This is a genomic window from Pseudomonas sp. OTU5201, assembly GCF_038440135.1.
Taxonomy (GTDB): domain Bacteria; phylum Pseudomonadota; class Gammaproteobacteria; order Pseudomonadales; family Pseudomonadaceae; genus Metapseudomonas; species Metapseudomonas resinovorans.
Window position 1 is genome coordinate 46,576 of sequence record NZ_JASATC010000035.1, and the last position, 19,576, is coordinate 66,151.

Consider the following 19,576-nt stretch of genomic DNA (forward strand, 5'->3'; position numbering starts at 1 on the left):
CGGTGAAATGCAATTGCTGCTCTGGGTCCCGATCCTTATAAAGGCAATTACTTATTTCTAAAACAAAGAAATAAAACTATTTATATTCATTATAGATATATGCGATCTGCCCGCGATTCGGTTCCGCCAACGGAAGTGCTCGCCAAGGCCAATGTCCTTAGGAGTACTGCATGTCCCGACTTACCCAGAGCCCGACGCGAACGTCGGCGCACCACCTGAAACCCCTCGCCCTGGCCGTGTTGCTGGCCGGTGTCGGCCTGGCCCCGACCGTCCAGGCGCAAGAGGCGAGCAGCACCCAGGCAAAGGCCGAGCTGGACACCCAGCTCGGCACCGTCACCGTCAATGCCCGGCGTCGCGAAGAAACCGCGCAGAGCGTGCCCACGCCGATCAGCGTGCTCGGTGGCCAGACCCTGGAGCACCAGCGCGTCTATCGCGTGCAGGACTTGCAGCAACTGGTGCCCAGCACCAACGTCTCCTATGTGCATGCCCGCCAGTCGAGCATTTCCATCCGTGGTTTGGGCAACAACCCGGCGAGCGACGGCCTGGAAGGCAGCGTTGGCGTATACTTGGACAACGTCTATCTCGGCCGCCCCGGCATGGCGGTGTTCGACCTGCTCGACGTAGAGCAGCTGGAAGTACTGCGTGGCCCGCAGGGCACCCTGTTCGGCAAGAACACCACGGCCGGGGTGATCAACATCAGCACCCGCAAACCCACCTTCACCACCGAGCGCAGCCTGCAGGCCTCGGTGGGCGAGGACGGCTACTGGCAGACCCTGGGCAGTGTCTCTGGCGGCCTCACCGAAACCCTGGCTGGCCGCCTTACCGCCTACCACACCGAAGACGATGGCTATGTGAAGAACGTCTTCAATGGCGAGGACCTCAACGGCGGCAAGCGCCAGGGATTCCGCAGCCAGTTGCTGTTCGAACCAAGCGAAACCTTCAACCTGCGCTGGATAGGCGAGTACAACGAGGAGGATTCCAACAACGGCATTCTCAGCCTCTACAGCACCGGTCCCACCATCAATGGCGTCAACCGCTATGAGCGCCTAGCCGCACAGGCCGGTGCCACGCTGGTGTCCGGCAAGGACCGCAAGGTCAATTTCGACTCCGACCAGCAGGTGACGGTGTTCCAGGGCGGCACGTCGGTAGAGGCCAACTGGACCCTGCCCAACGACTTCACCCTGACCTCCATCACCGCCTATCGCTGGTGGGATTTCACCCCGCGCAACGATGATGGCCTCAACGTGTCGGCCTCGATCAACGCCGGCGTCTCGGTACGTGACAAACAGTACTCCCAGGAATTCCGCCTGGCCTCGCCCACCGGCGGCGCCTTCGACTACGTGCTCGGCGCCTACTACTTCAAGCAGGACCTGGATAACCACTCGTTCACCTTCTACGGCCCCCAGGCGGACATCTGGAACTCCACGCCCGCCGGCGCCCTGGCCAATGTCACCAGTGAAGGCGATGGCCACATCGATACCGACAGCTACGCGCTGTTCTCCCAAGGCACCTGGCATCTGACCGAGCGGCTGGATTTCACGGCCGGCATTCGCGGCACCTACGAAGAAAAGAGCGCCTGGGTCGATCGCGATGCGCCGGTCGGTGGGGCCGCGGTTGCCGGTGCCGCCGCGACTGCGCGCCAGGGCCGGGTCGGCGCCTTCGATTCCGGCGACCTCAACCAGTACAGCTTCAGCCCGTCGGGCCTGCTGTCCCTGAGTTACCGGTTCAATCCCGACGTGCTGGGCTACGCTTCGCTGTCCCACGGCGAGAAGTCCGGTGGCGTCAACCTCACCGTCGGCGCAGCGCCACGCCTGGGCACCGACTCCCTGCTGGTGGGCACCGAGCGCATCAACAATGCCGAGCTGGGGGTCAAGAGCACCCTGTTTGACCGCCGCCTGCTGCTCAACGCCAACCTCTTCTGGGCCGACGTGCATGGCTACCAGGCCAACGTCTACGACCAGGTCAACCGCGTGCAATTCCTCGCCAACGCCGGCTCGGTGCGCTCGCGTGGCCTGGAGTTCGAGGCCACCGCGCTGCCGATTCGTGGCCTGACCCTGAACGTCAACGGCTCCTGGAACGACGTCCGCTACACCGACTACAAGGACGCGCCGTGCCCGCCGGAAGTGAGCCTGGCCAACCCCGCCGCCACCTGCGACCTGACCGGGCACCAAGTGGTGGGGGCCTCCAAGTACATCGCCAACCTCAACGGCGAATACAAGTGGCATCTGGCGGACCGCGTCGAGCCCTACGTCACCGCGAGCTACGCCTTCCGCTCGAAGGCCGTGGGCACCATCGACGACTCGGACTTCGGCCAGATCCCCAGCTACGCGGTGGTCAACCTCTCCGGCGGCGTGCGTCTGGATCAGGGTGATGGCGTGCTCGATCTGTCCCTCTGGGTGAAGAACGCCGGCGACAAGACCTACTTCACCAGCCTGTGGAACTCCGCCAACGGTGGCTACGCCGGGGTACTTGGCACGCCGCGCACCGTCGGCGCCACTGCCCGCTATGACTTTTGAGCACAAGGAACCTGCAATGAAACTCAAGACCCTCGGCCTCGCGGCCACCCTGGTCGCAGGCCAAGCCGTCGGCGCCCCCAGCGTCTACCCCACCGGGGTGACCCTCTATGACCCGGCCAAGGCCTGGAACGGCTACGTGATCTTCAGCTCGCCGGACAAGCAGACGCGCCTGATCGACATGAACGGCAATGAGGTGCGGCACTGGAACAACGCCGGCTTTCCCGCCGCGCTGATCGACCCGAAGCACAACGACGGCAAGCGCGGCCACCTCTTCGTTCAGCTTGAAGAGGTGAAGGAACCAAGCAAGCTGGCATCCGCCGGCAATGGCCTGCGCAACAAGGTGGTGGGTGAGCTGGACTGGAGCGGCCAGGTGGTCTGGCAGTGGGGCGACCAGGCGCCGGGTGGGGCCGCCCACCAGCATCATGACCAGCGCCGACTGGGCAACGGCAACACCCTGGTGTTGGCCAACCAATTGCACCCGGTGAAGGGCTTTGCCGTACCCCAGGTGATCGATGACGTGATCTACGAGGTTACGCCTGCCGGCAAAGTCGCCTGGAGCTGGACCGCCTCCCAGCACCTCGATGAGTTCGGCTTCACCCCGGAGCAACTCAAACTGGTGCGCGCCAGCAAGAACCCCGACGTGCTGCACATCAACAACCTCAGTGTGGTTGGGCCGAACAGGTGGTTCGACCAGGGCGACAAGCGCTTCCACCCGGACAACCTGCTGATCGACTCCCGTGAAGGCAACTTCATCGCCATCATCGACAAGGCCAGCGGCAAGGTCGCCTGGAGCCTGGGGCCGAACCTGCCGAAGTTCAATGCCTACGCGCCGACCGCCGTGCCGCGCCCGGTGGATCAGTTCTCCGGTCAGCACGACGCGCACATCATTCCCGAGGGCCTGCCGGGTGCCGGCAATCTGCTGGTGTTCGACAACCAGGGCGAGGCCGGTTACCCGCGCGTGCCATTGAGCCTGCTGGGCGGCTCGCGGATTCTGGAGATCGACCCCGTGAAGGGTGAGATCGTCTGGCAGTACAGCGCCGCTGACAGCGGCCAACCCGGCTGGGCGTTCTTCAGTGCCTTCATCAGCAGTGCGCGACGCCTGCCCAATGGCAACACCCTGATCGACGAGGGCAAGTTCGGCCGGGTGTTCCAGGTTACCCCGGCGGGCGAAATCGTCTGGGAGTACGTCAGCCCCTACTTTGGCAAGGCTCCCGTGGGCAACGCTCGCAGCAACTGGATCTACCGCGCGCTGCCGGTGCCTTACGACTGGGTGCCCGAGGGCACGCCGCGTTCCGAGCAGGCTGTCACGCCGCCCGCCATCGATCAGTTCCGCGTTTCCACCAACCCCTGAATCCGACCCGGCACCTGCTGCTTTTCTGTGGGTGCGAATTCATTCGCAAAGCGCCCCGCAGGGGCGCCCTGGAGAACCTGAAGATGAACGCAAAAACCGAAGCCCCTGATCTCCCCGAGGGCGCCTGCATCACCGCCAAGGTCCCCGAGCGCGGCACCGCGCTGCTCGGCGACGTGGTGGTCAACCCTTACAAGCTGGCACCGCTGACCGCCATTATCCGCGACGGCGGCCAGGCCATCAGCGCCGCCCATGTGCGCGTGCTGGGTCGCGGCGAACGTGGCGTGGACATCGCCTACGAAGTTTCCGAGCGCTCGCTGTGGACCTATGGCGGCATCCCGGTCTTCGGCCTCTACCCGGATCATGTCAACCAGGTGGAAGTGACCTACAAGCTGGATGGCGAGCGCATCCGTGAGCGCTACCAGGTCTATGCCCCAGCTGTGCGCCTGCCGGTGGTGGCCAACCAGACCGCCGCGCTGCCGCTGGTGGAACCGATCAAGGTGGCGCCCGGATTCGAGCGTCGCCTGTACCTGTTCAATCACCTGCTGGGCGAGATCCCCGGAGGTCGTGCCTTCAAGTGGAACGCCCTTGGCGGTGCCGCGGAGTGGGACCAGGTGGGCAACAACTGGATCGCCGACAGCAACGGTGACGTGCGCTGGTACCTGGATATCGAGCAGGTCCACGATTCCAATCGCAAGGACGGACTGGGCGGTACCATGGGCTTCCAGCAGACCCGCGACGGCAAGCTGATCTGGGGCCAGGGCCAGACCTACTCCAAGTACGACCTGCTGGGGCGTCGCGTGTGGCAGCGTGCACTGCCGGACAAGTTCGCCGACTTCTCCCACGAAATCCGAGAGACCCCCAACGGTACCTACCTGCTGCGTGTCGGCACCAGCGACTACCGTCGCCCGGACGGCAAGCGCGTGCGCTCCATCCGTGACCACATCATCGAAGTCAACGAAGCCGGCGACGTGCTGGACTTCTGGGACCTCAACCAGATCCTCGACCCCTATCGCGGCGCGCTGCTGGAAACCTTGGGCAAGGCCGCTCTCCAGCTCCCCGAGGGCGTGCAGAAGCAGGAGAGCACTGCTGCCAACGAGTTGCTGGAAGGCGACCTGCCTTTTGGCGACACCCCTGGCGTCGGTACCGGCCGCAACTGGGCCCACGTCAACGCCATCGACTACGACGCCAGCGATGACAGCATCATCATCTCCGCCCGCCATCAGGGCGTGGTGAAGATCGGTCGCAACAAGACGGTGAAGTGGATTCTCGCCTCGCCCCAGGGCTGGCCGGAGGGGCTCAAGTCCAAGGTGCTGACCCCGGTGAATGCCAAGGGTGAAGTGCTCGCGGAGGAGGGCGGCCTCTACGCGGACGGCTTCGACTGGTCCTGGACCCAGCACACTGCCTGGCTCACCGACCATGGCACGTTGACCGTGTTCGACAACGGCTGGGGCCGCAACTTTGCGCCGACCAAGCTTGCCGGCAACTACAGCCGCGCGGTGGAGTACCGCATCGACGAGGCGAAGGGCACCGTCGAGCAGGTCTGGGAATACGGCAAGGAACGCGGGGACGAGTGGTACAGCCCGGTGACCTCGGTGGTGCAATACCGCCCGGACACCGATACCCAGTTCATCTACTCGGCCTCGGTGGGATTCCTGACCCCGGAGAAGCTCACCACCACCGTACTCAACGAGGTGAAGCGTGGCACCCGGGAGGTCCAGGTGGAACTCAAGGTGACCAGCCGGCAGCCGGGCAGCGTGGGCTACCGGGCGCTAGTGATTGATCTCGCCAAGGCGTTCTGACCTCTGGCACCGAAGCTGGACCTCGCGGTGGACGTCGCTCTTCACGTCCACCATCGGAGCCTCGCCCAGCCTCGCCGGTGGACCGGTGAGGCGCGGGCCACCCTTGAAGGCGCCTTCCAGGGCGGCAGCATGGGCGAAGTGGGCGGCGCCAAGATCGCCGGCGCGCTGGAGCTTGCGGCCGAAGACAACCGCCAGGGCATTACCACCTGCGCCGTGTTGCTGCTGGAAACCGGCGGTGTGCGCCTGCAGGAAGCCAACCTGGGCCTGGCCGCCATCGCCGAGATCCAGGCGGCCATTGTCGAGCTGCGCCAATACCAGCCGGTGATCGGCCTGGTCGGCTGCTTCGGCGGCATGTCCATCGCCGCCGGCCTGTGCAGCCGCCTGATCGTCACCCGCGAAGCGCGCCTGGGCCTCAACGGCCCGCAGGTGATCGAACAGGAGGCGGGAATCGAGGAGTACGACCCCCGCGACCGCCCTTTCATCTGGAGCCTCACCGGTGGCGAACAACGCAGCGCCAGCGGCCTGGTGGACGCCTATGTGGCTGACGATGTCGATGCCATCCGCGAGACCCTGCATCGCCACCTTGGGCTCGAAGCCGGCCTGTTGGAACACCCTCGCGCCGTCGCGGTGGGTGGCGAAACCCTGGGTCAGGGTGATGAAAGTGGAGTCGGCGAGGTTCGCCAGGTCCACTTCGTCCTGGTCGGCGAAAGGCGAGTCGGTGGGGACGGTGAGGAAGATGTCGTCGGAAAACAGCGGCAGTTGCTCGCAATCCGGGTCGTTCACGCTGTCATCCAGGGAGACCAGGATGGCGTCCAGTTCATGTTCTTCAGGCGGTAGAGCAGGTCGACGTTGGAGCCCAGGGTGAGGTCGATGTTCAGCTCGCTGCGTCGCAGCTTCAGGCCCATGACCAGCTGCGGCACGGTCTTCACCGTCAGCGAATAGAGCGCGCCGAGCTTGAAGCGTTCGGCCGAGAAGCCGGCCGCCTCGCCGGCCGGCGGAGACGACCTTTAGTGAATAAGCTAATAATGCATAAGCAAATAAGTTCTTATTCCTTAACAGATATATGGCAAGCACCTAGACTGCCCAGCATCGACATTCAGCAAGGAGGGCTCGCCATGCGCAGCCAGGCCATTCGCTACCTGATCCTGCCGGGATGGCAGGGCTCGCCAGATGAGCATTGGCAAAGCCACTGGCAACGCAGCCTGCCCAATGCCAGCCGGGTCGAGCAGGCTGACTGGAACAACCCGGACCGTGCGTCCTGGGTGGCGGCGCTGGAGCGCGCCATCGATGCCGAGCGTACCCCGGCGATCCTCATCGCCCACAGTCTGGGCTGCGTGACCGTGGCGCACTGGGCGGCGCAGTCCGATCCGGATGTTCTGCGTCGCGTGCGCGGCGCCCTGCTGGTCGCGCCGGCGGACGTGCAGCGCCCCGGTTGTCCGGATGCGCTCAAGGGCTTCGCGCCCATCCCGCGGGACCTGCTGCCCTTCCCCAGTCTGTTGGTGGGCTCGGACAGCGACCACGCGGCCAGCCCTGCGCGAGCCCTGGAAATGGCCCGTGACTGGGGCTCGGAGGCCGCGATCCTCACCGGCGCCGGGCACATCAATGTGAAATCCGGGCATCACCGTTGGGAACAAGGCTTCGCCCATCTCTATCGCTTGCAAGCGCGCGTCGAGCAATCGTCCAGAAAACGCGCCTGATCCAATCCAATTCAGCAATACGTCAGGGCCCGCTGCATCGCAGCCTGGGCCCGGCGGGAGATTTTGTCATGAGCAAGGAAAACCCCGGTCAACCGCTGCTGACCTTCGCCGATGCCGACCGCAGCCCCCTCAGCATCCGCGCCCGTGCGTTGGTGTTTGTCGACGAGCGCTCGCGACAGTTGCGCGAGGAGGTCGATCAGTTGGCGCCGAGCGCGCTGCCGGTGCTGATCCAGGGCGAAACCGGTACCGGCAAGGAATTGCTGGCCCGGCAGATCCACCGTTCCAGCGATCGCCCCGGCCTGTTCGTGGCGGTGAGTTGCAGCGCCATCAGCAAGGCCTACGCCGAGGCCGAACTGTTCGGCCATGCGGCTGGTGCCCACAGCGGCTCGGTCAGCAGCCGCGCCGGCTGGTTCGGCTCGGCCAATGGCGGGACGCTCTACCTGGATGAGATCGGTGACCTGCCATTGCCCCTGCAGGCCAAGCTGCTGGCGGCGCTGGAAAGCCGCGAAGTGATCCGCGTCGGCGCCCACCAGCCGACCCCGGTGGACGTGCGTCTGGTAGCCGCCACCAGCATCGACCTGGCCAAGGCAGTGCGAGTCGGCAAGTTCAATGCGCGGCTCTATCAGTACCTGGACGAGGGACGGGTGGAGCTGCCGCCATTGCGCGAACGACCGGACGATATCTTGCCGTTGGCCGAGTATTTTCTCGGCATTTACGCGCAGCGCCTGGACCTGCCATTGCCGCTGATCAGCCCGGCCGCCCAGGCGGCCCTGGAAGCCTATCCCTGGCCGGGCAACACCCGCGAACTGGAGAACAGCGTGCATTTCGCCCTGCTGGTCAGCGAAGGTGAGGAAATCCTGCCGCAGCACCTCAACCTGCCGCCCCTGCCGGGTTATGCCCAGCTTGCCGTGCAACTGCGACGGCTGGCGGCCAACGACGAAGAGCGCGACCACCTGCGCCAGCTATTTGCCGAAGTGCTGGCGGGGTAGCCACGCTACACCGGTGCATGATTCGGGGCTTCGGAGAACACCACCGGCGGATGTGAAAAGCGACATCCCCGCTGCCCACGGTTTGGACGCGGCGTAGGGTGGACCAGGCTTCATCGGTCCACCATGAGCGGTTACGGCGGGCGCTACTCGTGCAGGTAGTAGAGCTTGTTGATGATGCTCCAGCGACCGCCGATCTTCAGCAGCGAGAGGAAGTCGGTGAAGCGCAGGTCGGCGTAGTCGTCGACTACCTTCGCCGAGGCGGCGTCGCCGGTGATGTCCAGCGCCTGGATATTCCAGACGGGCGTTTCGCCTTCAGCCAGCACCGGGCCGGCGTCGAGAATGGCGCCCGCGAAGTCGTCTACCGAGAGCCATTCGAGCTCGCCCTGGAAGTGGCCGATGATGCGGCTCTGCGGGTGAAAGGCACGGCGCAGGCGGTGTTCGTCGGCGAACACCATGCCTTCGACATAGTCACGCACGACGCGTTGGATGGCGTCTTGGTCAGTCTCGTGGGCAGTCATTTCGCGCGCTCCGTTGATATCGGCAAATCAGCCAAGCCGAATGCTAGTTCGCCCGGCGCGGAGCGAGCGATCCATTGCGAATAAGCGCGTGGGGAGTGCTTCCGAATCGATCTCCGAATCGTCCGGCTGCGCGCTCGTCAGTGAATCTGTCCGCTTTCCTTGAGCCGATCTCGTACTGCGCGCAAGCGCGGCAGTGGAAGGCAGACGAGGATGGTCAGGGCCAGCACGCCGACGCCCATCAGCGGCAGGCTGGACAGGCCCATGCTGGTGCTCAGCCACAGGCCGCCGATGAAGGCGCCGCTGGCATTCCCCAGATTGAACGCGGCGTGGCTGAGGGTGGCGGCCAGGCTCGCCGATTCGCCGGCCTGTTCCACCAGTAGCAGTTGCAGCGGAGAGGAAATGGCAAAGCTGGCCACGCCCCAGAGGAACAGGCAGGCCAGGGCCAGCGCCGGAATCTGCGCGAAGACGAACAGTCCCAGCAGGCACAGCACGCTCACCCCGAAGGCCAGCGGCAGTGCATAGCGGAAGCCTTTGTCGGCCAGGCGTCCGCCCAGCAGGTTGCCCACCGTCAGGCCGATGCCGAATAGCAGCAGGGCGAAGTTGGCGTGCTCCTTGGTGAAGCCGGAGACGTCGCGCAGCAGTGGGCTGATGTAGGTGAACACGCCGAACAGCGCCACTGAAGACAGGCTGCAGACGAACAGCGCGTGCAGCACCGGACGCCGCAGGATGCCGTCCCAGGCGCCGGCCGCGTTGGCGTGCGGCTTGGGCGTGGCGGGAAGCCAGAGGGCCTGGGCGAGTAGGGTGAGGAAGCCCAGGGCCGCCACCACCATGAAGGTCACCCGCCAGCTGGTGGCTTGGCCCAGCCAGGCACCCGCAGGAACGCCGAGCACGTTGGCGATGGTCAGGCCGCTGAGCACCAGGGCCATGGCCGACGCGCGGCGATGCGGTGGGGCCAGTTCGGCGGCGAGCAGGGTGGCGCAGCCGAAGAAGCCGGCGTGGCTGAATGCGGTGAACATGCGCATCGCCAACAGCCACTCGTAGTTCGGCGCCAGGGCGCAGCCGAGGTTACCCAGCACGTAGGCACCCATCAGCCAGAGCAGCGCCTGGCGGCGCGGCAGGCGGCCGAGCAGCGGGCCCAGCAGAGGTGCGCCGATCACTACGCCCATGGCGTAGGCGCTGACCAGCAGGCCCGCGTCGGACAGGCTGACCTGCAGGTCGCTGGCCACTTCGGGCAAGAGGCCCATGATGATGAATTCGCTGCTGCCGACGACGAAGCCGCCCAGGGCGAGGGCCAGCAGCGGCAAGGAGAGGAGAGTGCTCGGGTTCATGCAGGTTCCGGTGGCGGGGCTGTCTTGCGAGGGGGCGCGGATTCTACGCGCATTTCCTTGCAGGGGGCTTACCGCTGGAGCAGGTGGGGCGGCTCCACCTGTAGGGGCGAATTCATTCGCCAAGGGCAGCGCAGCTGCCCCATTGAACATACAAATGGCAGACCTTCGGTCTGCTTGGCGAATGAATTCGCCCCTACAAGGGTTCTCCCCGCAGGACGATCAGCCGTTGATGAACTTGCTCAGGAACTGTTTGGTGCGTTCTTCCTTCGGTGCACTGAACAGGGTCTTGGCGTCGCCCTGTTCGACGATCACGCCCTTGTCGATGAAGATCGCCCGGTTGGCAACGTCGCGGGCGAAGCTCATTTCGTGGGTGACGATGACCATGGTGCGGTTCTCTTCGGCCAGGCCGCGAATGGTGGCGAGCACCTCACCCACCAGCTCCGGATCGAGCGCCGAGGTGGGCTCGTCGAAGAGAATCACGTCGGGCTCCATGGCCAGGGCACGGGCGATGGCCACGCGCTGCTGCTGGCCGCCGGAGAGTCGCTTGGGATAGGCGTCTTCCTTGCCCGCCAGGCCAACCTTAGCCAGCAGCCGGCGAGCTTTTTCGATGGCGCGCTCGCGGGGTTCCTTCTTCACTACCACCGGGCCTTCGATGACGTTCTCCAGCGCGGTGCGATGGGGGAAGAGGTTGAAGTTCTGGAACACGAAGCCGACGTGCTGGCGCAGCTTGCGGATCAGCCCTTGCTGGTGCTTCAGCGGCTTGCTGGCGTCGATCTCGATCTCGCCGACCTTGATCAGGCCGCCGCTGGGTACTTCCAGCAGGTTGAGGCAGCGCAGCAGGGTGGTCTTGCCCGAGCCGCTGGGGCCGATGATGGCGACCACTTCGCCCGGCTCGATGGTCAGGTCGATGCCCTTGAGCACCTCCTGGCCTTTGAAGGATTTGGTCAGGTTACGGACGGTGATCATCAGCTGTCCTGCTCATGCTGGTTGACCCGCGCCTCGAGGCGACCCTGGAAGTGCGACAGCACGGTGGCCAGCACCCAGTAGATCAGCGCGGCGGCCAGGTACATGGTGAAAATCTCGAAGGTGCGCGCGGTGATCAGCTGCGCCTGGCGGAACAGTTCCGGCACCTGGATGGTGGCGGCCAGGGCGGTGTCCTTGACCAGCGAGATGAAGCTGTTGCCCAGCGGCGGCAGGGCGGTGCGCGCAGCCTGCGGAAGGATGGCGCGGACCAGCGTCTGGGTGCGGCTCATGCCGATGCTGGCGGCGGCCTCCCATTGGCCCTTGTCGATCGAGGCGATGGCGGCGCGGAGGATTTCCGAGGTGTAGGCGGCCATGTTCAGCGAGAAGCCGATCAGCGCCGCGGGCAGCGGATCGAGCTGGATGCCCAGCTGCGGCAGGCCGTAATAGATCATGAACAGCTGCACCAGCAGCGGCGTGCCGCGGAAGAACGACACGTAGATCCGCGACAGCCACTGCAGGGCGGTGAAACCGTAGAGGCGCATCAGGGCGAGGACGAACCCCAGCAGCAGTCCGAAGAACATGCCGCCGAGGCTCAGTACCACCGTAAACACCGCGCCCTTCAACAGGAAGGGCGCGGAATCCAGCGCAAGTTGCAGGCTGGTTTCGATCATTGGGTCACGTCAGCCTTGAACCATTTCTCGGAGAGTTTTTTCAGGGTGCCGTCGGCCTTCAGCTTGGCCAGCGCCTTGTCGATGGCCGCCAGCAGTTCTGGGTTGCCTTTGCGCAGGGCGATGCCGGCTTCCTGGCGGGAGAAGGGTTCGCCGGTCACGGCCAGCTTGCCGCCGGTTTTCTCGACCATCTCGAAGGCGGCCAGGCGGTCGACCAGGATGGCGTCGATGCGGCCGACGTTCAGGTCCTGGAATTTGGTGGGGTCGTCATCGTAGGTGCGGATGTCGGCCTGCGGGACGTTGTCCTTCAGCCACTGCTCGTAGTTGGTGCCCAGGCCCACGCCGACTTTCTTGCCGGCCAGGTCGGCCGCGGTCTTGATCTCACCTTCGGTGCCCTTGCGCACCAGTGCCTGGATGCCGGAGACGGTATAGGGGGTGGAGAAGTCGTACTTCTTCTTGCGCTCGTCGGAGATGGTCACCTGGTTGATCACCACGTCCAGGCGCTTGGATTCCAGCGCCGCGAGGATGCCGTCCCACTTGGTCGGCTGGAACTCGGCCTTCACGCCCAGCTCCTTGGCCAGGGCCTCGGCCAGTTCCACTTCGAAGCCGGTCAGCTTGCCGCTCTCATCCTGGTAGTTGAAGGGCGGGTAAGTGCCTTCCAGGCCGACCTTGATGGCGCCCTTCTGCTGGATGTCCTGGAGCAGGTCGGCGGCGGAGCTCGTGCCGACCAGGCCGGCGCCGAGCGCCAGGGTCAGGCTGCCGAGGATGAACTGGCGACGCAGGGTTGCAAATGTCATATGAGCCTCACGGGGCAGGTGGCTAAAGGTGGCGCAACTCTAGGGATTTGGTTATATGCAATAAAATAATTAAAAATTATTTATTGCTGCAAAATAAGAATAAGCAGGTGTCACGGGGTACCCGCAGGATGATAGGCGAACAGCGCCGGTGAGCCACCGGTGTGCAGGAACAGGACCGGGCCATTGCCCGCGAAGGCACCCTTGGCGATGCCATCGAGAAGGCCGGCGAAGGCCTTGCCGGTGTACACCGGGTCCAGCAGCAATCCTTCATGGCTGGCCAGCTGGCGCACGGCGTCCAGGGTGCCAGCGTTCGGCTCGCCATAGCGCGGGAAGAAGTACTGGTCCCACAGCTCCACCTTGAGACCGGCTGGCACCGGTACGCCAAGCAGTTCGGCGGTACGTTGTAGCAAGCCTTCGACCTTTGGCCGCTGGGTGGCATCCGGACGCGAGACGGTCACGCCCACCACCCGGGTACCGGGCAGGGCGTGTTCCAGAGCGAGTGCCAGGCCGGCGTGGGTGCCGGCGCTGCCAGAGGCCAGGACCACGGCAAAGAACGTCTCGCCACTGGCTTTGATCTGCTCGGCCAACTCCAGGCCGGCACGCACATAGCCCAGCGCACCCAGCGCATTCGAGCCGCCGATGGGCACCAGATACGGCTTCTTGCCGGCGGCGCGCAGGCGCTCGCCAGCGGCGACGAGGAGTTCGTCGGCGTTGTCCAGGTTGGGCACCTGTTCCACCTCGGTGCCGAACAGGTCCAGCAGCAGACGGTTGCCGTTGCTGAGGTAGTTGCTGTCGGTGGTGCCGATGGGGTTTTCCAGCAGTGCTACACAACCCAGGCCGAGACGCGCGGCGAGGGCGGCGGTCTGGCGGACATGGTTGGACTGGATGGCGCCGGCGGTGACCAGGGTGTCGGCGCCCTGGGCCAGGGCATCGGCGGCGAGGAATTCCAGTTTGCGCACCTTGTTGCCGCCAAGGGCGAAGGGGGTGATGTCGTCACGCTTCACAAAGACGGCGCGGCCAAGCTTCACCGACAGCCGTTCCAGCTTCTCCAGCGGAGTGGGCGAGGGGACCAGTTCCAGGCGCGGAAAACGGGCGAGGGCGGCGTCGAGCATGGCGGCGGTCCGGTGGGCAGTGGCGAAGGCTGCCACTCTAGTGAGCCGGGGCCTTGCAGGCAATTCTCAGAGGCGACATGAACGTACCGTGCAGTCAGGGTGTGAGCGCTATCACGTCTCGAAGTTTTATGCGAAAAATGGAATATAAAAATAATAAAAAGGTATTTTGTGGTTATAAAAAATCACCGTAGTGTCGCTCCCAACCCGGCATACCCAGACCGGGGCACCCCGACACCCGCTCGCGGCTGAAGATCCAGCCGGAGCCGCAGAATCGAAAAGGACCCTCATGAAGAAAACCCTGCTGTTGACCGCCCTCGCCGCCGCGCTGTCCATTTCCTTCGCAAACGCTGGCGAGAAGCTCACCGTCGCCGCCACCCCGGTACCCCACGCGGAAATCCTCGAGCTGATCAAGCCCCAGCTGGCCAAGGAAGGCGTGGACCTCGAAGTGAAGGTCTTCACCGACTACGTGCAGCCCAACCTGCAGGTGGACCAGAAATACCTGGATGCCAACTACTTCCAGACCAAGCCCTACCTGGACAACTTCAACAGCGGCAAGGGCACCCACCTGGTGATCGTCCAGGGCGTGCACGTCGAGCCCTTCGGCGGATACTCCAGCAAGTACAAGTCGCTCAAGGAACTGCCTGATGGCGCCACCATCGCCATCCCCAACGAAGGCAGCAACAGTGGCCGCGCCCTGATCCTGCTGCAGAAGTCCGGCCTGCTGAAACTGAAAGACCCGAGCAATGCCCTGGCCACCCCCAAGGACATCGCCGAGAACCCCCACAACTTCAAGTTCAAGGAACTGGAAGCGGCCCTGCTGCCCCGCGTGCTGGACCAGGTCGACTTGGCCCTGATCAACACCAACTATGCACTCGAAGCCAAGCTGAACCCATCCAAGGACGCCCTGGTACTGGAAGACCGCACCTCGCCCTACGTGAACTACCTGGTGGCCCGTCCGGACAACAAGGACAGCGACGCCATCAAGAAACTCTCCGCGGCGCTGACCAGCCCGCAAGTGAAGGCCTTCATCGAGCAGAAGTATTCCGGCGCGGTAGTCCCGGCCTTCTGACCGCCAAACTAGCCACGGTGGCGCGCTGGCCAGCGCGCCCCTCCTCACGCCGACGAGTCTGTACTTTCGTCGGCGTTCTTTTTTTCGCGGCAGTCCCTTGGGGGCGAGGATGCTTGTAGGGGCGAATTCATTCGCCCCTACATAACCTTATTCAATAACGGTATTTCACATGCTGTTCTTATGTCACTTAATCTCTGGTCACAACTTGTTATAACAAGTCACGGATCACGAGAAGAACGAACATGGCCGAACTGCTTCCCCTCTCCCCGGTACCGCTCTACAGCCAGCTCAAGGAGCTGCTGCGCGGACGCATCCTCGACGGCACCTACCCGCCCCACAGCCGCATGCCCTCGGAAAGCGAGCTGGGCAAGGCCTTCGATGTCAGCCGCATCACCGTGCGCCAGGCGCTGGGCGACCTGCAGAAGGAAGGCCTGATCTTCAAAATCCACGGCAAGGGCACCTTCGTGGCCAAGCCCAAGGCCTTCCAGAACGTCAGCACCCTGCAGGGCCTGGCCGAGTCCATGACGCAGATGGGCTACGAAGTGCTCAACCGCTTGCGCAGCTTCCGCCATGTGCCGGCCAGTCCGTTGGTGGCGGCCCGCCTGAACGTGGAAGAGGGCAGCCTGGTGACCGAAATCCGCCGTGTGCGATTGATCAACCGCGAGCCGATATCCCTGGAACTGACCTGGCTGCCCAAGGCGGTGGGGGAGAAGCTGGAGAAGGCCGACCTCGCCACCCGCGACATTTTCCTGATCCTCGAAAACGATTGCGGCATTCCCTTGGGTCACGCCGATCTGGCCATCGACGCGGTGCTGGCCGACGGCGACCTGACCCAGGCGCTGGAGGTGGAGGAGGGTTCGCCGATCATGCGTATCGAGCGCCTGACCCACGCTGCCGACGGCACCCCGCTGGATTTCGAACACCTCTACTACCGCGGCGATGCCTTCCAGTACCGCCTGCGCATCGACCGTCAGAAGGGACCCCAGGCATGAGTACCCGAGAGCAGGACTACGACATCGTCGTCATCGGCGGCGGCACCGCTGGCCCCATGGCCGCGATCAAGGCCAAGGAGCATAACCGCGAGCTGCGTGTGCTCCTGCTGGACAAGGCCAACGTCAAGCGCAGTGGTGCCATCAGCATGGGCATGGACGGTCTGAACAACGCCATCATCCCCGGCCACGCGACGCCCGAGCAGTACACCAAGGAAATCACTATCGCCAACGATGGCATCGTCAATCAGGCCGCCGTCTACGCCTACGCCACCCACAGTTTCGAAACCCTCTCGCAGCTCGACCGCTGGGGCGTGAAGTTCGAGAAGGACGAGACCGGCGACTACGCGGTGAAGAAGGTCCACCACATGGGCGCCTACGTGCTGCCGATGCCCGAGGGGCACGACATCAAGAAGGTGCTTTACCGCCAGCTCAAGCGTGCGCGTGTGGAAATCAGCAACCGCGTCGTCTGCACCCGCCTGCTGCTGGATGGCAAAGGCGCGGCCTGCGGGGTGATGGGCTTCGACTGCCGCAGCGGCGAATTCCGGGTGATCCGCGCCAAGGCGGTGATCCTTGCCTGCGGTGCTGCCGGCCGCCTCGGTCTGCCGTCTTCCGGTTACCTGATGGGCACCTATGAGAACCCCACCAATGCGGGCGACGGCTACGCCATGGCCTATCACGCCGGGGCGGAGCTGGCGAACCTGGAGTGCTTCCAGATCAACCCGCTGATCAAGGACTACAACGGCCCTGCCTGCGCATACGTTACCGGCCCGCTGGGTGGCTACACCGCCAACAGCAAGGGCGAACGCTTCATCGAGTGCGACTACTGGAGCGGCCAGATGATGTGGGAGTTCCACCAGGAACTCGAAGGCGGCAACGGCCCGGTGTTTCTCAAACTCGATCACCTGGCCGAAGAAACCATCCAGACCATCGAAGAGATCCTGCACAGCAACGAGCGCCCCAGTCGCGGGCAGTTCCACGCGAACCGCGGCACCGACTACCGCCAGCAGATGGTCGAGATGCATATCTCCGAGATCGGCTTCTGCTCCGGCCATTCGGCCTCGGGCGTGTGGGTCAACGAGAAGGCTGAAACCTCGGTGAAAGGGCTGTACGCAGCCGGCGACATGGCCGCCGTGCCGCACAACTACATGCTCGGCGCCTTCACCTACGGTTGGTTCGCCGGCGTGAACGCGGCGGACTACGTGGCCGGGCGCGACTTCGCCGAAGTCGACCCGGAACAGGTGGAGCGCGAGCAGGCGCGGGTCTTCGCGCCGCTGCAGCGTGAACATGGCCTGCCGCCGGCCCAGGTGGAGTACAAGCTGCGGCGGATGGTCAACGATTACCTGCAGCCGCCCAAGGTGACCAAGAAAATGGAGATCGGCCTCACGCGCTTCGCCGAGATCGAGCGGGACCTGGCGCAGATGAAAGCCAGCAACCCTCACGAGCTGATGCGCGCCATGGAAGTGGCGGTGATCCGCGACTGCGCCGAGATGGCTGCCCGCGCTTCGCTGTTCCGCGCCGAGAGTCGCTGGGGCCTGTACCACCACCGCGTCGACCACCCCGAACGTAATGACGCCGAGTGGTTCTGCCATTGCCACCTGAAGAAGGGCGAGGACGGCCACATGACCAGCTTCAAGAAAGCGGTGGAACCCTACCTGATCCCGCTGGATGCCGAAGAGCAGCAGGCCTATGACCGCCTGCGCGTGAAGAGCGACGTAGCCGCATAGGTTCGAGTGGCTTTGTAGGGTGGGCTTCAGCCCACCAAGGAAGTCCAGCATCAAGCCAATGGTGGGCTGAAGCCCACCCTACCTGAACGTGCGAGCCCCATAACGAGAGCCCCAGGCTCCAAGGAATCGTGAAATGGCCCATCAGCCCCAGGACATCTTCTTCCGCAGTAGCGCGCCGGTGACCATCGACGAAGACAAGTGCATCGCCGAGAAGGGCTGCACCGTCTGCGTCGAGGTCTGCCCCATGGACCTCCTGGCCATCAACCCGGCTACCCAGAAGGCCTACATGGCCTTCGACGAGTGCTGGTACTGCATGCCCTGCGAAAAGGACTGCCCGACCGGCGCGGTGAAGGTGGAAATCCCCTACCTGCTGCGCTGACGGAGCATCGATCTGTAGGAGCCAGCTTGCTGGCGAACAGCGAATCTGCAGGCAAGCGCATCGCCAGCAAGCGGGCTCCTACGCCGAGCAAGAACGCAAGAACGCAAGACTGCCATCCGGCCACTCCCGGACGCCTAACCTGAAAGCCCCTCGTTTCCCACCACCCAGCCCTGTGGCGGAGACGATTCCAACACTCATGATTCGAGGGGAAAAACCCATGCGTCTTCGTGCAACCGTCGCCGGCCTCGCGCTGGCCGTCGCCACCGCGTCCGCCTCCGCCGAGACCATCCGCATCGCCATCGGCACCCAGGACACCACCATCAACTGCGCCACCGGCGGCCTGCTCATCCGCGAGCTGGGCCTCTTGGAGAAGTACCTGCCCCATGACGGCAAGTACCAGGACGCCGACTACCAGATCGAGTGGAAGAACTTCACCAGCGGCGCGCCGCTGACCAACGAGATGGTCGCCGGCAAGCTGGACTTCGGCGCCATGGCCGACTTCCCCGGCTCCTTCAACGGCGTCGCCCACCTGGATGCCGGCAAACAGAGCCTGTTCATCAGCGTGCTGTCGGGCAGCACCCGAGGCAGCGGCAATGGCATCGTCGTGCCGGCTTCTTCGCCTGTGCAGTCGCTGGCCGAGCTCAAGGGCAAGACCATTTCCGTGCCCTTCGCCTCCACCGCCCACGGCATGCTGCTGCGCGCCGTCGCCGCCCAGGGCTGGGACCCGGAGAAGGACGTGCGCATCATCGCCCAGCCGCCGGAGATCGCCGGCTCCGCGCTGCGCAGCAACCGCATCGAGGCCCACGCTGACTTCGTGCCCTTTGCCGAGTTGTTCCCCAACCGTGGCTTCGCGCGGAAGATCTACGACGGTTCCCAGGCCAACGCGCCGACCTTCCACGGCGCGCTGGTGGATGCGGCCTATGCGAAAAAGTACCCGGAGGTCGTCACCGCCTACCTGCGCGCCAGCCTGGAGGCCGACCGCCTGATCGCCGAGTCGCCCGAGAAGTACAGCGAGCTGATCGAGAAGGTCACCGGCATCGAGGCCGAGGTGAACTACCTGTTCCACGGCCCCCTTGGCCTGCAGACCCGCGACCTCACCTGGAAGCCCGAGTACCGCAAGGCGGTGGCCACCTCCATCGATACCCTCAAGCTCCTGAAGAAAACCGACCGTGGCCTGGATACCGCCCAGTTCATCGACGACCAGTACATCCGCGCGGCGTTCGAGGCGGCGGGCCAGGACTACGACAAGGCCCTGAAGAACTATGAGCCGCTGCCGCTCAAGGCCAACGACGCGGTCACCGGCAAGCCCATCACCGACTTCAAGCGCTTGGCGCAGATCTGGGTGCGCGGCGAAGACAAGGTGCGCCATTACGCGTCGCCGGAAGCTGCACTGACCGCACTCGCGCAGCTGGAGCAGGAGGGCAAGGACATCCGCGCCATCTATGCCCAGGCCGCCGACAGCGGAATCAAGCTGCTGGCTAACCAGGCTTGGTTCGTACGCAACGACAAGGGTGAACTCGCCGCCTTCCTGCTCAAGTCCCAGGCCGAGCAGTACGCCCAGCAGCACGGCGGCAAGGCCCTGGACTTCGTCAGCGCCAACCAGAAGCTGGTGGCCCAGCGCTAACAGCCCTTGCCTCTCCCCCGCCCCCGCACCCCGCGGGGGGGGGGGGGGGG

16 protein-coding genes and 2 pseudogenes are annotated in these 19,576 nt (G+C 64.6%); 11 read left to right on the forward strand and 7 right to left on the reverse strand.

The window, feature by feature from the left end:
* The first annotated feature begins 170 nt into the window (after positions 1-170).
* The 4 genes and pseudogenes from AAHM40_RS20290 to AAHM40_RS20305 all read left to right on the forward strand — a co-directional run.
* Positions 171-2,516: a TonB-dependent receptor gene (locus AAHM40_RS20290; protein ID WP_342246250.1), complete on the forward strand. Its 2,346-nt coding sequence runs from the start codon at positions 171-173 to the stop codon at positions 2,514-2,516.
* A 16-nt stretch (positions 2,517-2,532) separates the two neighbouring features.
* Positions 2,533-3,867: an aryl-sulfate sulfotransferase gene (locus tag AAHM40_RS20295; RefSeq protein WP_342246251.1), complete on the forward strand. Its 1,335-nt coding sequence runs from the start codon at positions 2,533-2,535 to the stop codon at positions 3,865-3,867.
* An 83-nt stretch (positions 3,868-3,950) separates the two neighbouring features.
* A complete protein-coding gene (locus AAHM40_RS20300) occupies positions 3,951-5,666 on the forward strand; it encodes an aryl-sulfate sulfotransferase (RefSeq protein WP_342246252.1) in 1,716 nt (571 codons plus the stop codon).
* 96 nt (positions 5,667-5,762) lie between these two features.
* Positions 5,763-6,284, forward strand: a pseudogene (locus AAHM40_RS20305) (biotin-independent malonate decarboxylase subunit beta); the annotation flags it as partial.
* Here AAHM40_RS20305 and AAHM40_RS20310 read toward each other — a convergent pair.
* Positions 6,237-6,652, reverse strand: a pseudogene (locus tag AAHM40_RS20310) (LysR substrate-binding domain-containing protein); the annotation flags it as partial. The pseudogenes AAHM40_RS20305 and AAHM40_RS20310 overlap by 48 nt on opposite strands.
* Before the next feature lie 129 nt (positions 6,653-6,781).
* Here AAHM40_RS20310 and AAHM40_RS20315 point away from each other — a divergent pair.
* Entirely contained in the window at positions 6,782-7,363 is a 582-nt protein-coding gene (locus tag AAHM40_RS20315) for an RBBP9/YdeN family alpha/beta hydrolase (protein WP_342246265.1), read from the forward strand.
* Between the two features lie 68 nt (positions 7,364-7,431).
* A complete protein-coding gene (locus AAHM40_RS20320; RefSeq protein ID WP_342246253.1) occupies positions 7,432-8,352 on the forward strand; it encodes a sigma-54-dependent transcriptional regulator in 921 nt (306 codons plus the stop codon).
* Positions 8,353-8,495: 143 nt separating this feature from the next.
* Here the strand turns inward: AAHM40_RS20320 and AAHM40_RS20325 are convergent, their stop codons facing one another.
* The 6 genes from AAHM40_RS20325 to AAHM40_RS20350 all read right to left on the reverse strand — a co-directional run bounded on the left by AAHM40_RS20325 (position 8,496) and on the right by AAHM40_RS20350 (position 13,738).
* A complete protein-coding gene (locus AAHM40_RS20325) occupies positions 8,496-8,870 on the reverse strand; it encodes a nuclear transport factor 2 family protein (protein ID WP_342246254.1) in 375 nt (124 codons plus the stop codon).
* Positions 8,871-9,007: 137 nt separating this feature from the next.
* Positions 9,008-10,198 carry an MFS transporter gene (locus tag AAHM40_RS20330; protein ID WP_342246255.1) on the reverse strand — a complete coding sequence of 397 codons (1,191 nt, stop codon included), beginning with the start codon at positions 10,196-10,198 and terminating at the stop codon, positions 9,008-9,010.
* A gap of 219 nt (positions 10,199-10,417) precedes the next feature.
* Entirely contained in the window at positions 10,418-11,164 is a 747-nt protein-coding gene (gene tcyN / locus AAHM40_RS20335; protein ID WP_342246256.1) for an L-cystine ABC transporter ATP-binding protein TcyN, read from the reverse strand.
* Positions 11,164-11,832, reverse strand: a complete 669-nt coding sequence (gene tcyL, locus AAHM40_RS20340; RefSeq protein WP_446731599.1) for a cystine ABC transporter permease — start codon at positions 11,830-11,832, stop codon at positions 11,164-11,166. The genes tcyN and tcyL overlap by 1 nt, the downstream gene beginning before the upstream one ends.
* Positions 11,829-12,626 (reverse strand): cystine ABC transporter substrate-binding protein, encoded by a 798-nt coding sequence (gene tcyJ, locus AAHM40_RS20345; protein WP_342246257.1) that lies wholly within the window; start codon positions 12,624-12,626, stop codon positions 11,829-11,831. The genes tcyL and tcyJ overlap by 4 nt, the downstream gene beginning before the upstream one ends.
* Before the next feature lie 110 nt (positions 12,627-12,736).
* Entirely contained in the window at positions 12,737-13,738 is a 1,002-nt protein-coding gene (locus AAHM40_RS20350) for a D-cysteine desulfhydrase (protein ID WP_342246258.1), read from the reverse strand.
* 286 nt (positions 13,739-14,024) lie between these two features.
* Between AAHM40_RS20350 and AAHM40_RS20355 the strand changes: the two genes are divergently transcribed.
* The 5 genes from AAHM40_RS20355 (at position 14,025) to AAHM40_RS20375 (ending at position 19,526) form a co-directional block, all read left to right on the forward strand.
* On the forward strand, positions 14,025-14,807 hold the full coding sequence (locus tag AAHM40_RS20355; RefSeq protein WP_342246259.1) for a MetQ/NlpA family ABC transporter substrate-binding protein: 783 nt from the start codon (positions 14,025-14,027) through the stop codon (positions 14,805-14,807).
* A 242-nt stretch (positions 14,808-15,049) separates the two neighbouring features.
* On the forward strand, positions 15,050-15,799 hold the full coding sequence (locus AAHM40_RS20360; RefSeq protein WP_342246260.1) for a GntR family transcriptional regulator: 750 nt from the start codon (positions 15,050-15,052) through the stop codon (positions 15,797-15,799).
* Positions 15,796-17,523, forward strand: coding sequence for a fumarate reductase/succinate dehydrogenase flavoprotein subunit (locus AAHM40_RS20365; protein ID WP_342246261.1), 1,728 nt, complete (start codon positions 15,796-15,798; stop codon positions 17,521-17,523). Before AAHM40_RS20360 ends, AAHM40_RS20365 begins: the two co-directional genes overlap by 4 nt.
* A 133-nt stretch (positions 17,524-17,656) precedes the next feature.
* Positions 17,657-17,902, forward strand: coding sequence for a 4Fe-4S dicluster domain-containing protein (locus AAHM40_RS20370; protein WP_342246262.1), 246 nt, complete (start codon positions 17,657-17,659; stop codon positions 17,900-17,902).
* A gap of 217 nt (positions 17,903-18,119) precedes the next feature.
* Positions 18,120-19,526, forward strand: a complete 1,407-nt coding sequence (locus AAHM40_RS20375) for an ABC transporter substrate-binding protein (protein WP_342246263.1) — start codon at positions 18,120-18,122, stop codon at positions 19,524-19,526.
* The last annotated feature ends 50 nt before the right edge of the window (positions 19,527-19,576 follow it).